The 12,244-nt window shown below is 51.5% G+C and carries 14 protein-coding genes and 4 pseudogenes; 5 read left to right on the top strand and 13 right to left on the bottom strand.

Going from position 1 to position 12,244, the window contains the following annotated elements:
* The 5 genes from ITX55_RS04260 to ITX55_RS04280 all read right to left on the bottom strand — a co-directional run bounded on the left by ITX55_RS04260 (nucleotide 1) and on the right by ITX55_RS04280 (nucleotide 3,601).
* Nucleotides 1-300: a hypothetical protein gene (locus ITX55_RS04260; protein ID WP_089196934.1), complete on the bottom strand. Its 300-nt coding sequence runs from the start codon at nucleotides 298-300 to the stop codon at nucleotides 1-3.
* 637 nt (nucleotides 301-937) lie between these two features.
* On the bottom strand, nucleotides 938-1,153 hold the full coding sequence (locus tag ITX55_RS04265; RefSeq protein ID WP_025302459.1) for a helix-turn-helix transcriptional regulator: 216 nt from the start codon (nucleotides 1,151-1,153) through the stop codon (nucleotides 938-940).
* A gap of 7 nt (nucleotides 1,154-1,160) precedes the next feature.
* On the bottom strand, nucleotides 1,161-1,724 hold the full coding sequence (locus ITX55_RS04270) for a DUF2975 domain-containing protein (RefSeq protein WP_033642723.1): 564 nt from the start codon (nucleotides 1,722-1,724) through the stop codon (nucleotides 1,161-1,163).
* 157 nt (nucleotides 1,725-1,881) lie between these two features.
* Nucleotides 1,882-3,081: an enoyl-ACP reductase FabV gene (fabV, locus tag ITX55_RS04275; protein ID WP_033652019.1), complete on the bottom strand. Its 1,200-nt coding sequence runs from the start codon at nucleotides 3,079-3,081 to the stop codon at nucleotides 1,882-1,884.
* A gap of 169 nt (nucleotides 3,082-3,250) precedes the next feature.
* The gene (locus tag ITX55_RS04280) at nucleotides 3,251-3,601 is read right to left on the bottom strand and encodes a DUF4377 domain-containing protein (protein ID WP_049300685.1); all 351 of its coding nucleotides are present in this window, start codon (nucleotides 3,599-3,601) and stop codon (nucleotides 3,251-3,253) included.
* A gap of 248 nt (nucleotides 3,602-3,849) precedes the next feature.
* On the opposite strand from ITX55_RS04280, the gene ITX55_RS04285 reads away from it, so the two are divergent.
* Together ITX55_RS04285 and ITX55_RS04290 are read left to right on the top strand one after the other, a co-directional pair.
* A complete protein-coding gene (locus ITX55_RS04285) occupies nucleotides 3,850-4,194 on the top strand; it encodes a hypothetical protein (RefSeq protein ID WP_033642719.1) in 345 nt (114 codons plus the stop codon).
* A 75-nt stretch (nucleotides 4,195-4,269) separates the two neighbouring features.
* On the top strand, nucleotides 4,270-4,488 hold the full coding sequence (locus ITX55_RS04290) for a hypothetical protein (protein ID WP_108680514.1): 219 nt from the start codon (nucleotides 4,270-4,272) through the stop codon (nucleotides 4,486-4,488).
* On the opposite strand, the gene ITX55_RS04295 is transcribed toward ITX55_RS04290, so the two are convergent.
* Nucleotides 4,485-4,862 carry a hypothetical protein gene (locus ITX55_RS04295; RefSeq protein WP_108680512.1) on the bottom strand — a complete coding sequence of 126 codons (378 nt, stop codon included), beginning with the start codon at nucleotides 4,860-4,862 and terminating at the stop codon, nucleotides 4,485-4,487. The two genes, ITX55_RS04290 and ITX55_RS04295, sit on opposite strands and share 4 nt — an antisense overlap.
* Nucleotides 4,863-5,168: 306 nt before the next feature.
* Here ITX55_RS04295 and ITX55_RS04300 point away from each other — a divergent pair, with 306 nt between their 5' ends.
* Complete coding sequence (locus ITX55_RS04300; protein WP_147837902.1) at nucleotides 5,169-5,822, top strand: hypothetical protein; 654 nt, start codon at nucleotides 5,169-5,171, stop codon at nucleotides 5,820-5,822.
* A gap of 502 nt (nucleotides 5,823-6,324) precedes the next feature.
* Here ITX55_RS04300 and ITX55_RS04305 read toward each other — a convergent pair.
* Nucleotides 6,325-6,596: pseudogene (locus ITX55_RS04305) on the bottom strand (hypothetical protein); the annotation flags it as partial.
* Nucleotides 6,593-7,085: pseudogene (locus tag ITX55_RS04310) on the bottom strand (lysozyme). The pseudogenes ITX55_RS04310 and ITX55_RS04305, both read right to left, overlap by 4 nt.
* Nucleotides 7,086-7,562: 477 nt before the next feature.
* Here ITX55_RS04310 and ITX55_RS04315 point away from each other — a divergent pair.
* Nucleotides 7,563-8,387, top strand: coding sequence for a hypothetical protein (locus ITX55_RS04315; protein ID WP_159085275.1), 825 nt, complete (start codon nucleotides 7,563-7,565; stop codon nucleotides 8,385-8,387).
* Nucleotides 8,388-8,931: 544 nt separating this feature from the next.
* Here the strand turns inward: ITX55_RS04315 and ITX55_RS04320 are convergent.
* The 3 genes and pseudogenes from ITX55_RS04320 to ITX55_RS04330 form a co-directional block, all read right to left on the bottom strand.
* Nucleotides 8,932-9,297, bottom strand: coding sequence for an antiterminator Q family protein (locus tag ITX55_RS04320; protein WP_108680506.1), 366 nt, complete (start codon nucleotides 9,295-9,297; stop codon nucleotides 8,932-8,934).
* Nucleotides 9,294-9,578, bottom strand: coding sequence for a DUF1364 domain-containing protein (locus tag ITX55_RS04325; RefSeq protein ID WP_108680504.1), 285 nt, complete (start codon nucleotides 9,576-9,578; stop codon nucleotides 9,294-9,296). The genes ITX55_RS04320 and ITX55_RS04325 overlap by 4 nt, the downstream gene beginning before the upstream one ends.
* Nucleotides 9,575-10,173: pseudogene (locus ITX55_RS04330) on the bottom strand (DUF1367 family protein). The gene ITX55_RS04325 and the pseudogene ITX55_RS04330 overlap by 4 nt, the downstream one beginning before the upstream one ends.
* On the opposite strand from ITX55_RS04330, the pseudogene ITX55_RS04335 reads away from it, so the two are divergent.
* Nucleotides 10,075-10,635, top strand: a pseudogene (locus ITX55_RS04335) (tyrosine-type recombinase/integrase); the annotation flags it as partial. The pseudogenes ITX55_RS04330 and ITX55_RS04335 sit on opposite strands and share 99 nt — an antisense overlap.
* A gap of 316 nt (nucleotides 10,636-10,951) precedes the next feature.
* Here the strand turns inward: ITX55_RS04335 and ITX55_RS04340 are convergent.
* Complete coding sequence (locus ITX55_RS04340) at nucleotides 10,952-11,293, bottom strand: YebY family protein (protein WP_016928154.1); 342 nt, start codon at nucleotides 11,291-11,293, stop codon at nucleotides 10,952-10,954.
* A gap of 69 nt (nucleotides 11,294-11,362) precedes the next feature.
* Nucleotides 11,363-12,244 (bottom strand): copper homeostasis membrane protein CopD, encoded by an 882-nt coding sequence (gene copD / locus ITX55_RS04345; protein ID WP_164120395.1) that lies wholly within the window; start codon nucleotides 12,242-12,244, stop codon nucleotides 11,363-11,365.

Raw genomic sequence — 12,244 nt, forward strand, 5'->3', positions numbered from 1 at the left:
TCAACAGCCGTTGAGTGAAGACACCTGAGGCTCCGCGGAATCGGGCGCATGTTGCCCTCCCGTCGCCGGCGCTTTCGCGTTTTCGGCATCGCATTCCGCCAGACGCGCCAAGGTTTCGGCCTCATTCTCCGTGGGCGGGGTCGGCTCAGCCATCTCTTGTCGCAGGCCATGCGCCAGCTCTTTCAATTTCTTCTGAAACAGCACGGGAGAAATTCCCTCGCATTGCCGATCGTAACGGGCCGCATTTGCTTGCAGACTCAACAACGACATTATCAACATGGCGACAATACGCTTTGCCATTGAAAACTCCTGTAAGGATGTCTGGGTATGTTGATATATATTCAACAAGCAGAGATTCATCGTTTAAAGATAAATAACGCATCGGAAAAACAGAGTAGCGAATTAATAATAAACCGTTCCACAATATCTTTGAGATAACGTCTGCCGCCCCGCCGAATAAAGAGCGGCGGTTAGCGCCCCCCTATTTTCGACCAGTCCAGCGTACCGCCGATACCGACCCGGCCTTCATTCAGCACGGCAGCGGCGGATTCGCCGGCGATAATGCGCTGTTTCTGTTCTCGCGTTGCGGGCTGCGGAGTTCCCCAATTCCCCCAGTGAGTGGAGGAGGATGAGGATGAAACAGTGGGGTGAATGGCACTGCATCCGTTTAATACAAGACACAATGCCAGAAGAGAATTACGCCATGTCATACTATTTCCCTTAAAATAACGCTATTGGTAGTGACGGTAAATGAAAAACGAGTTTATTTAGTTTAATAACTTTCGCCGCATGCAATCGCCTGCGACAAAAAGAATACGCAAGTGTTAATAACCCGTTATTTTAATTAACCTGAATCAAACAAATATCGTTCAATAAGACAACGCTAATCGCAGAAATGGGCCAGCAGGCTCAGCGCACTTCCGAGTGCGCTGGGATCTTACTCTTCGCCGTCCGGCTGCCAGGCCAGCAGATCGCCAGGCTGGCAGTCGAGAATGCGGCAGATCTTGTCCAGCGTTTCCAGCCTGACTCCCTTGACCTTGCCGTTTTTCAACAGAGACAGGTTTTGCTCGGTGATCCCCACCTGCTCCGCCAGCTCCTTTGAACGCATCTTCCTTTTGGCCAACATGACATCAAGACTTACGATTATTGCCACTCTATTCTCACACGAAAGAAAGCTGTTCTTCATTCAGCCGCAACGCTTCCAGAAATACCCGGCTAAATACCAGGATTGCGCAGCCTACGATCAGCGAGCGCACCGACTCGCTATTGACGCCATAATAAAGGATAAACAGCATTTTTTCATCGGCGGTCAATACCATCACCTGCAGCAGACCGGCTAACGACGGGAACAACACATCGACGATCAGCAAGATGCCAATGATCTGCAACAGCACCATATTGTTGCGATGCCACACGTTGCCGCGGAAGAATTGATAAAACAGCCCGGCGCCGCACAGCAGCGCGCTGTAATAGGGCAAATAACCGAGCATGTCGATAACCAGCGTGGCGAACAGCGCCCAACGTTGCTGCGGGATCGCGTAGGCAAGCAGCTCCGGGTAATATTCCCGGTAAGAGGCGACGATATCGCGATAGGCTACGCCCTGCAGCCAGTCCCGCACGATGATGAACATCTCAACGCCGGTGCTGACGATCAGCATCGCCATGATGAGCAAACACAGACAACGCACATACAGCGGCAGATGGATCCTTGGCGCAGCGCCCATAATTTTCTATCCCTTAATCAACAGCAATAAATTATCGTAAAACGATAATTTATTGCTGTCAATGATCAAGTGGACTGATGAGTCAGGCGGTGGTCGCCAACGCGCGGACAATAAAAAAGGCCGGGCTAACCCGACCTTGTTTGACCGCTCGACGCGCTTAGACCAGTTCGATCACCTCGAAGTTGGCTTCGCCGCTCAGATCGGCATCGTAATCAACGCCCTGCAGACCGAAGCCGAACAGGCGCAGGAATTCCGCCTTGTAGCCCTGGTAATCGGTCAGTTCGTTGATGTTGCTGTCGTTCAGCTGCTTCCAGATTTCACGGCAGGTTTCCTGCACTTCGTCACGCAGTTCCCAGTCATCCAGGCGCAGACGGTGTTTCTCGTCGGTATCCGGCGCCGCACCGCTGTACAGCTTGGTGGCGAACAGACGCTGGATCTGCTCGATGCAGCCTTCGTGAATGCCCTGCTCCTTCATGATCTTGAACACGATGGAGATATACAGCGGCATCACCGGAATGGCGGAAGAAGCCTGCGTCACCACCGACTTGAGCACCGCAACGTAAGCCGCGCCGCCTTTGGCCTGCAGCTTCTGGTTGATGGCGTGCGCCGCGCGATCCAGATCTTCTTTCGCCTTGCCCAGCGTACCGTGCCAATAGATTGGCCAGGTCAGATCGGTACCGATGTAGGAGTAAGCGACAGACTGCGCGTTATCCGCCAGCACGCCCGCTTCGTCCAGCGCGTCCATCCACAGCTGCCAGTCCTGGCCGCCCATCACCTTCACGGTGTCGGCGATTTCTTGCTCGTTGGCCGGCTCGACCACGGCCTCAACCAGCACGTCTTTGTTGGTGTCCAGCGCGACGGATTTGTACGGCTCGCCGATCGGCTTCAGTGCGGAACGCACCACTTCGCCGGTTTCCGGCATCTTACGCACCGGCGAAGCCAGCGAGTAAACCACCAGGTCAACCTGACCCAGGTCTTTCTTGATCAGATCGATAACGGTCTGACGGCACTCGTTGGAAAATGCGTCGCCGTTGATGCTTTTCGCGTACAGGCCTTCTTCTTTAGCTGCCTTGTCGAAACCGGCGGAGTTGTACCAACCGGCGGAACCGGTTTTGCCTTCGCTGCCAGGCTTCTCGAAAAATACGCCGATGGTGGCCGCACCGCTGCCGAAAGCGGCATTGATGCGCGAGGCCAGACCGTAACCGGTGGATGCACCAATGACCAGCACCTTTTTAGGCCCGTTTTTCAGTTCGCCGCGCGACTTAACGTAGGCGATTTGCTCACGGACGTTGGCTTCACAGCCTGCCGGGTGAGCGGTGGTGCAGATAAAACCACGAATTTTAGGTTTGATAATCATAGTAATTTTTTCTTGGTAGCTAAAAACCGAAGGACAATATACCTGATTTTCTCGATATACTTAAGAAAGTGCGAAAACAAGCGCAGTGAACAGACCAGTCAACGGCCCTGCGACACAGGCAAGGGATAATGATAGCAGGCCAGGTTGCTATTGCCCGGCCTGTTGAGGGTCATGCCTTGTGCTTTTCCAACTGCTCAATCAGCGTGTAACGCAGCGATGAGGCGTCGGCCGGTACGTTCTCCACCGGGGTGACGCGCACTTTCAGCCGATACTGATAGCCTGGTTCGAAGGTGAAACCCTCGATGCCGGTATAGAACAACTCCCACGGCTGCTGCGCGGAGCGGCGCACCTGCATGCACTTCATCGGGCCGACGCCCACGCAGTCCACCAGCGCGCTGTTGACCAACAACACTTCCGTTTGGCCGCCTTTCTCGTTTGCGGGCTGATTCATCGAGGTTCCCTCCTGGCTGCAGCCGGCCAGCGCGGCCAACGCAACAAATAACAACGCTTTAATTTTCAATGTACTGCACCAATAGTCATCCAGGGGCTCCATGTTAACAAATTAACCGGCTCAAGAGAACGGATAGCGATACGGATCCACACGCCCAAAATATCATTCCTCGGTGCTCTATCAGTCTGGAAAATATCGCAAAATAAACCCCCTGTTCTTATCCGAACCGGTAATTACCCCCGCTATTTTTTCTGTTAAAAACAGCTGGCTTGCGCAAGCTTTACGGAATTTAACTGAATCGATAAAGAGGGAATTTTATGCAAGAGATCGATGCCAAACACTTTCACCTGATCGCCGGCGCCGGTAACTTTGCCGACAACCGCGGCAGCAATGGCCGCGTCAACAACAACGGCGGCAACAAGAACGGGGGCGGGTCATCCAATCAGGGATTCTACGGCAAGCACACCTCGCCGGATTGCGTTAACGGCGTGATCACCGGTTCTCTGGGCGGCCTTGGCGGCCTGGCGGTGGGCGCGCTCAACGGCGGCTGCTTCAAGGAAGGCAGCAAAGGCGGCGGCAACGTCGGCATGGGGAAAGGCGGCAACAAAAACAGCGGCAGCAACTGCAATAGCAATAAAGGCGGCAATACCTGTTCGCGCTAAGCGGTTTTAATTAATCAAAGCCCCGGCTGAGCCCTTTCCGTTCGGTCGGTGCTTTCCGTATTTTGGGTGATAACCATGTTTAAACTGTTTCGTACCTTATGCCTGCTGCTCGGCTTCTGGATCGCCACCCTGCTGCTCAGCGGCGCGGGGGTCTCCTTTACCCACGGCTACGCCGCGCCTAAAAATCTGTCGCATTTCGTCGTCTCGCTGGTGGTGGTCGGCGCCATCCTGCTGTGGACCCATAAATTGCTGCGGTTCTTTTTTGCCGAGAAATTTGATAAGAAACCGCGTTAAGCCGTGTTCTTATTGGGGGCGCCGCCCGCAACGATAAAACCGGCATCGCGAATCGCCGCCTTAACCTGCCTGGCGTCCATCACGGCCGTTTTCACATAGCCAAAAAAGGCCCCCCGTGCGCTGGGCAAACGGATTGGCGTCGCCAGTTGGGCCATAAGATCACGATTGCGCTGCGCCATCAGCTCGGCGCGCGCATGCCAAAACGCGGTGGCGTCGGCGCGTGTTTCAGTGGCGGAGTCGAACCGAGAGGCCAACTCGCTGAGCGCCTCCCACTCCGCCAACAGGACGGCGATCACTTCAGGATTAGCCACCTGCTCCCAGTCAGAGGGTAAGGCCCCCTCACGCCACGCCTCGAGATAGCCGGGCAACATCATCTTTATTGACTCAGTTGCTCGTTCACTGCGGGTTACCTTTTATAGCGCCTGATGCCGGGATATTTCCCATAATGACACTCTCGAAACCGTTGATGGGAGCAATGGACGAAGCTTATCAGCGCCATAGATGACGTAATGACTTTTGGTGCAGCCAAATTAGCGATAGGTGCGGTTGGGGGGAATGGAGATCGGGTTGGGATGTAATCGCCAGATCAAAAGTGTAATTTTCGCTCTGGCGGCCACACTGGCCAAGCATTGAAACATCTCCCCACGTCCGTTATGTTACAACCATAAAAATTTCGAGGGATGGAAGTGAACAACACAGAGATAGTGGAACGGATAGTAAAAGTCATTGTCTCCCCAGAAACAGTTGTGGGGCTGCTTGACGGCGCAATGTCTGTGCCTGTCGATTTTGGCTATCTAGCTCTGGGCATTTTTGACACAAGCAATCGTCGCAAGATGGAAGACGAACGCATTCGCATGATGCGGGCAATAAAGTCCGGTTTATTGAACTATCATCAAGTTATCAGGACGACTAAAATCATCATCGATGCATTCACCGCGTACATCCCACAAGAGACGCAAGACAAAATATTTAGAGCCGTAGGCTCCGCATCCACCGGCAGAATGCTTACCACCTCTCTGATTTCATCCAGAATAGTGAATAGCATCATATCAGCAGGTGGTGCGGCCATGATTACCCGAGGTGCAGGCGTTGCTACAAGCTTCACGCTGATGGCTGGCGGAATGATAGAACGAAGCATATACAAATCAATCGGTCTCGAACGTATGCATAGTGCCGTTTACTACAAGCTTAGAAGTGCCGGGAATTTGGACTTTATATACTTTTTAGTTCAACCCTATGTTGATCCATTCATAGAAGCTTTGGCTGTACGTAAAAACCAAGGTGATGCAGAGTTTAATAGATTGCTGCAAAACATTGAGGAAAAAATGAAATGAGAAAAGATAGCATCCATATCCGCATACTCTCTTTTTTCTTTGAATTTTTCTATCAGTTAATCGGAGGAATTGGTTTTTTATTGTGTATCTATTTTTTCTTTAGCTTCGATACGATAACTCAGCGCGTCGTTGCCATTTTATCGACAATAGCAATATTTTGTATCATTTGCTGGCTCGGCGACACCCTCATCAAAAAGCTACGAGGTTATTGATGTTATCAGACCGATGAGTGCCGGCCATGATTCATCAATGAGCCTTCCATGTAGAGAACATCAGCGGGTCGCCGAATACGTAGCGCCGGTGTTCAACCGTCGAGTTGTACGGCATATACACCTGGCAGCACGCACCAACATCACCTCTGATCGAAACACTTTAGCGCGCAGCCACAACCTCTGGGTAGTTTAGGGTTAATGTGGCGTTGCTGGTCACGTTCTGGAAGTATTCATCAGGTGCGATTATCGCGTTTAAATCCGTGACTGCTGGCAGGGTCTTATCAGCAACAGTTTTTAATCGCTTCACGGTATTTCCTTTGGGCGGTGTCGTGCTGCTGGCGCAGCTGCTGCATCGCCTTCAGCGCGCGATTCTGCGCATCTTGCGTCTGCAGCGTAGCTATCAGCCCGGCCTGTTGTGCCAGCGTCTTCTGCTGTTCTGCAGCCTGTTGGTGTGCCAACTGCAACCGGTGCGACAAAAGCGAGTTGTAACCGCCAAGTCAGATAGCCACAGCAACAGAAGCGCCAGGCTGCCGCTGGCGATCTTGTTCATCCAGCCGTTCATGATTGGTTCCGGGTGCAGACGGTGTTTTCGACTTCACGCCGGGTGCTCAGCCCTTTCCACTCTTTGCCGCCGGCATACTTCCAGCGCTTCAGTTCACCGCACACGCCGGCCGGGTCATCGGCATTCAATTTTTTCAGCATCGTGGAGCCGATAAACGCATACGTCCAACGTTGTACGAGAACGAGTAAATAGCGGCGCGCTGAGTTTACGTGGTTTTCACCTTGATCGCGGGATCGACAATCCGTGCGACTTTCTGCAGGTCAGATTTCAAAAGCGCGTCACATTCTGCGTCGCTGTATCGCTTGCCGGGAATAATATCGGCGCCGGTATGTTCATCGCAGACCGTCAGAACGCCGACGACGTCGCGATAGAACACATACCACCGCCCCTCAACCCATCATGGCCGCCGAGCATTGCAGTGGCAATCGCAATCGCCCCGCCACCACCGGTTATGGCAGCGACGATTTTATTTCTCAATTGTGGGTTCATGGCATCACTCGCTCATCGCTTTATAGCTGCCAAGACAGCCCAATCTTGCAATGTCATGGCACCAGCTGCGGCCAACAGTGAAGCAACCCAATACGAGAGCTGGGAGCTGTATTTATCCATATTCATACTCTTCGCCTTCCGGGGATCTGTCCCGGTACCGGTGATAGGAATGGTTTAGTCGCCTGCATTAGACACTCGATGACAGGATAAATGCGCAGTGATCGAATGTTTTGGCAAAGAGGCGAAACGAAAAAACTCCGCCGGAACGAGGTTTTTAATTGGGTAAGCGACTAGACTACGTAACCACACTTATCACGTTACAACAGCTTTTGCGTGCGCGTTAGTTATTTTGTAATATTGCTCTAGGTAGATAACTAGCACTGAATTTACCTGCATTAATTTAATTTTTATTAGTTACATTTGAAATTATTTCAAGTCAAACAAACAGCATTGTATTGTCGTTCATAAGGATTCAATATGAATTTTAGAGAAAGTAAAGAAGGCAACTATACAAAAAAATCCATCGTAAGAGCCTTTGAGGTGAACCATACCTCTAAAAACAAACTTTTCGATCAGCTCAAAAGCAACTCTAAATTTAAGGTGAATGCGGACTTTTCTATCTCAGGAACAAAAAAAATTCGAATTAGAGAGATTACATATACATCTAATGAGTGTTTTTGCCATGTAACAGTATACAACCCTAAGGAAAGTGTATCCATCACACCAAAAATTCAAAATAACACTGGTGACTTAATTGATGTAGATAATTACGATACTTGTCATTACTTTATGCTTATAAATAAAAATTACATACGTGTCATACTGCAAATTTCATTCACTTGGCCTGAAAATAAACTACATCTATTTTTTGAACAGTTAGGCATCTACGTAACTCCAACACCAGTATTAGACTCTCAAGTAGTCTCTAGTTTACAAGATGAAGGATTTAAAGCATTGCATATAAATACTGTTATTCACTCATCGAAGACTACGACAAAAGACAGTTTTTTCACAAGAATTGCGAATAAGGTTCCCAAAGTTGGAAATAAAGGTGTATATGGTAACATCAGAATAGCTGGAAATGGTAATCCTGAGATTGCAAACTCTATTGAACAAACCCCTCAGATTTGGGTGAATGAGCTTGATGGTGATTTTTACATCGAGACTAAAAAGGGGAGTAAAATAACTGGTGATAAAATTAAACTTCATAAAATTTATTACACATTCCCTTATGGCTCCAAGACTATAACAGCCAAGTGCGCAAACGAAATACTTTCGCATTTCAAAGCCAACGTGTTATAATTCGACAATTTAATTGGATGCAGAGGTGAGATCATGAGCTCAGGGGTAGGAAAAGTTGATTACATCGCAGTAGGTCTCACCTTTATTTTCTTCATCATATCTGCTGTCTTTTCATTACTTTTCAGTAAGACATTGGTTGGTAATACAGACGCCCTTAACCTTGTGGCTAATGTATTCTCCGTTCTAACAGGCTTTCTATTACTAGTTATAACAATGACAAGCGACACTGCATCTATATTGGATGGCTTGTCTGAATCTGAGAAAAAGAACCAAAAAGATCGATTTACAACTAGATTCTACAGGTACTACTCACTATTTTTCATATACTTTATGGTTCTTGTTATGATTTTCTTATATTATCTTATTTCAAAGGGAAATCATGAAACATTCAAGTACCAAACTCATGTAAAATCATCTCTTGAGTATGGCATTACGTTCTTTACTTCATTCTCTTTTCTAAACTCCTTATTTATTCCTTTAAGGATAAAAGAGCTATTTTTAGAGAGGTTTGATCTAAACTCTTAGAATTAGCTTTAATCAGACATCAAATATCCATATTAATCTTTACATCTAAAATAGCCAAGATCCTGCCGATAAACCCTTCAGCAGTTTGTATCTCTTTTCGCACAGTACCGTCGGAGCACTTACGCATCTTAGCAATCTTGCGCAAAGAAACTCCGTAAACATGGTGCGCAATCACCAGGTCGTACTCGCCCGACTTGTACTGCTTCAGCCTGGCCACACATCCATCGATTACCAACCCGTCATCATTGCAGCAAGACAGCTTACCATTGGGCGGATGAGGTAGTAGCCCCTTAAAACCTGCAGCGATTGGCGAATAATTAATGCTACTACTTTCTCGCGCCCACACTCCCCAACGGGACAGCACTTCGTATATGTCCAATTTCATAGCTTTCCTTCCTTTCTCAAAATTTTTTGCGTGCACTTGACGCCTTCGGCGTGCATCAGTCTGGCGCCGTTCGCGGCGATAAGACGCGTGCGGCGGTCTACTTCATTGTGACAGGCGCTGCAGGCCCACGCTGCCTGTGTGTCGTCTGGCTTTATTACCGTGCCGCAGGTGCCGGTCAGCCGGTAATGTGCGGCGACAGTTGTTTCGGGGTTTCGGTTACAGATGCCGGGGATCCTGATTTGGCAATCACGACCGCGGGCCTCGTCTGTCAGTTTGCTCATGCTGCATAATCCAGAAGCTGAGCCGCGGCGTTCTCTGCCTCGGCGATGGTTGGGAAGGATTTGTTTAAGATGAAGGTCCACAGCACGTTAAGCGCTGCCTGGTACAGGTCGTTAAATTCGAGGTCGTCCATTTTTGAGAATGAGATCGATCGCGGCTCGCGCAGGGTCGAACCGTCGGGGAGTTCAAAAAGGTCATAATGCCCCGCTTCGACGGTTACCCATCGGCGGAAAGCGTGGAAGGATTTTGCAATCGTCAGCCGTTCGGCGCGCTTCTTGGTCACCAGCTGCAGGTATTCGTCCGCCGGCGCATAGAACACGCTAGCATCGTCAACATGGCGCGCCAGGCGATTGATATACCCGCGGAGGAATTGACGCTCAAACGTTGATACTGCGCCGCCAGTCGGCGTCCAGTATTCAAACCGAGATTCAGGAGTGAGAAAAATTTGCGGTGCAGTCCGGGATTCCGGGCGCGCTTAAACTCGCCAATGACAACCGCCCCCAGCTTGAGCTTGTTCGTAACGAAATCGACCGTGTCGGGCGTTGCCGTCGAAAGGCCGCGGAGACAATGCCGCCGTGGTTCTGCCTGGCGATGGATCTCGCGCTGATCTCCGGCCAACGCCGCGAGGATCTGACACAAATGCACTTTAACCATATCGTTGACGGACGCCTGCAGGTTGAACAAGGCAAAACGGGGGCTTTGCTCTCCCTCCCACTTGATCTTGAACTGAAATGTATGGGCCTGCGGCTTGGCACCGTTATCGACCGATGCCGATTGGTCAGCACGACAGACTTCATGATCAGCGCAGGCATCAGGAAAAATAGCCCAGATGGTTCGATCCATCCCGACGGGATAACGAAAAAATTTGTTGCTGCTCGAAAGGCTTCAGATTTGTCGTTCGAGGAAAGTCCGCCGACCTTTCACGAGATCCGCAGTTTGGTTGGCCGGCTGTATAAGGAAAGAGGGAAAGACTTTGCGCAAAAGCTGCTGGGGCATACAACGGAAATGATGACGCTGAAATATCTCAAAACGAGGGGGAAAGAGTACGTGATGCTGTAAAAGACCGAATATCAAAATTCGGACATATTTCGGACATTTTCGGACAAACGAAAATAAATCCTTCAAAATCAAAAACTCAAAAAAAGACCGAATACGATTCCTATATTCGGTCTAGGGAAATGGCTCTTGGGAGAGAGCCGTGCGCTAAAAGTTGGCATTTAATGCAGGGCTTGTTCAGCCGTGCACTTTAAGAGTAGCCTACCGCGCCAGTTTTGCCAGCCGCCCGGTGGCCGCGTGATAGTTTCGTGACGAAATAACTATGCGGCAAATGCGCATCAATCTGCGCGCGCTGGGCAAGGCGTTGGCAAACAAGCGGTTAGTCAGCGCACAGCTTCTCGGCGCGTTCGATAAACGGCGCCATGCTCATTTTCTTCCCCGGTTCAGCGGGATCGTCCAGCAGGATCACGTCCAGCGGCTGCGCGCGCTGATGGCCCTTCTTCACCTGCTGCTCCGCCGCGTCGTTGAGCGGGTATTGCATCAGGGTGCTGTTATTCAGCACGAACAGCGCGCCGCCGCTGCGGCACTGCAGCGTCACCTCTTCCTTGGTGAACGCCCACTGTTTGCCGTACTCCAGTTTGGTGATGTTAACCAGTTTGTCTGCCGCCAGCGCGCCGGTCGCGGTTGCCAGCAGCGTAATGCCGAGTAATACCGATTTCATGTGATGGCCTTAAGGTTGCTATTCGCGTCGATTTTCCCGCAGCTTGCCGGCCTGCGGCAAGCTGAAATGTCAAACCGGCGCATAGGTTGCAAATAAACTGACCAGCAGCAGCACCGCTATGCCCAGCCCGACTTCGAGCCAGCACGCCAGCACCACCCCGCGCTGCGCCAGCGCCGGTACGCGGCTCATCGCCGGCACGATGGCGTAGCGATTGGCCAGCGCCACCATCACCATCAGCGCCACCAGCGCGGTTTTGATCAGCAGCAGGCGCTGATAAGGCGAGCTGAGATTAAGCGGCCAACCGCCGAGTATGATCAGGCTGTTGACGATGCCGGTGACGATCACCGCCGCCACCGCCAGGTGCCCCCAGCGCGAGAAACGGATCAGCGTGGTGATGGCGTCGCTGCGCCACTGCGGCGGCTGCAGGTAGCGTAGGCAAACCAGCAGCGGCGCCAGACTGCCGAACCAGTAACCGGCGGCCAGCAGGTGCGCCGCATGGTTGGCGCGGTGCAGCGCGCCCAGCGCGCCTTCGTGCATCGCCGCGTGGCCGATGAACGCCAGGCTCACCAGCAGCAGCGCTGAGCACAGCGCCAACGCCTGCGCGCGCGGCCGTTCCGGTAGCAGCAGGCTCAGGATCGCCAGCAGCGACAGGCCCAGATGCCAGCGCCACACTTCGCCGAAGGTGGTGCCGAGCACCGCCCACCAAACCTCCAGCCGCCAGGCGTCTTGCCAACCGTCACCCATCTGCCCAGCCTGAATGGCCAGCAGCGCCACGGCGGAAAGCCCGGCAATCCAGGTGCCGGCAAGCAGCAGCGGACGCACATCGCGGGAGAGGATCGGGGAAAGGCGCTGCGGTGCCAATAAGGCGGTGAACAGACTGATGCCAAACATCAGCATCACCGCCGCAAAGTGCACCAAGCGACACAGAACGAACAGGGTCGCCAAACTCAC

Origin of the sequence: Serratia sp. EWG9 (genome assembly GCF_019913725.1) — a bacterium.
In the GTDB taxonomy this organism is placed as follows: Bacteria; Pseudomonadota; Gammaproteobacteria; order Enterobacterales; family Enterobacteriaceae; genus Serratia; species Serratia ureilytica.

Excerpts from the sequence above, each read along its gene's own strand:
- ITX55_RS04260 (WP_089196934.1), bottom strand. The coding sequence starts at position 300 with ATGGCAAAGCGTATTGTCGCCATGTTGATAATGTCGTTGTTGAGTCTG.
- ITX55_RS04290 (WP_108680514.1), top strand. The coding sequence starts at position 4,270 with ATGTTTAAACTGTTTCGTACCTTATGCCTGCTGCTCGGCTTCTGGATC.
- ITX55_RS04300 (WP_147837902.1), top strand. The coding sequence starts at position 5,169 with ATGGAAGTGAACAACACAGAGATAGTGGAACGGATAGTAAAAGTCATT.
- ITX55_RS04315 (WP_159085275.1), top strand. The coding sequence starts at position 7,563 with ATGAATTTTAGAGAAAGTAAAGAAGGCAACTATACAAAAAAATCCATC.
- fabV (WP_033652019.1), bottom strand. The coding sequence starts at position 3,081 with ATGATTATCAAACCTAAAATTCGTGGTTTTATCTGCACCACCGCTCAC.
- ITX55_RS04270 (WP_033642723.1), bottom strand. The coding sequence starts at position 1,724 with ATGGGCGCTGCGCCAAGGATCCATCTGCCGCTGTATGTGCGTTGTCTG.
- ITX55_RS04295 (WP_108680512.1), bottom strand. The coding sequence starts at position 4,862 with ATGATGTTGCCCGGCTATCTCGAGGCGTGGCGTGAGGGGGCCTTACCC.
- ITX55_RS04325 (WP_108680504.1), bottom strand. The coding sequence starts at position 9,578 with ATGAGCAAACTGACAGACGAGGCCCGCGGTCGTGATTGCCAAATCAGG.
- ITX55_RS04320 (WP_108680506.1), bottom strand. The coding sequence starts at position 9,297 with ATGAAATTGGACATATACGAAGTGCTGTCCCGTTGGGGAGTGTGGGCG.
- ITX55_RS04340 (WP_016928154.1), bottom strand. The coding sequence starts at position 11,293 with ATGAAATCGGTATTACTCGGCATTACGCTGCTGGCAACCGCGACCGGC.
- ITX55_RS04285 (WP_033642719.1), top strand. The coding sequence starts at position 3,850 with ATGCAAGAGATCGATGCCAAACACTTTCACCTGATCGCCGGCGCCGGT.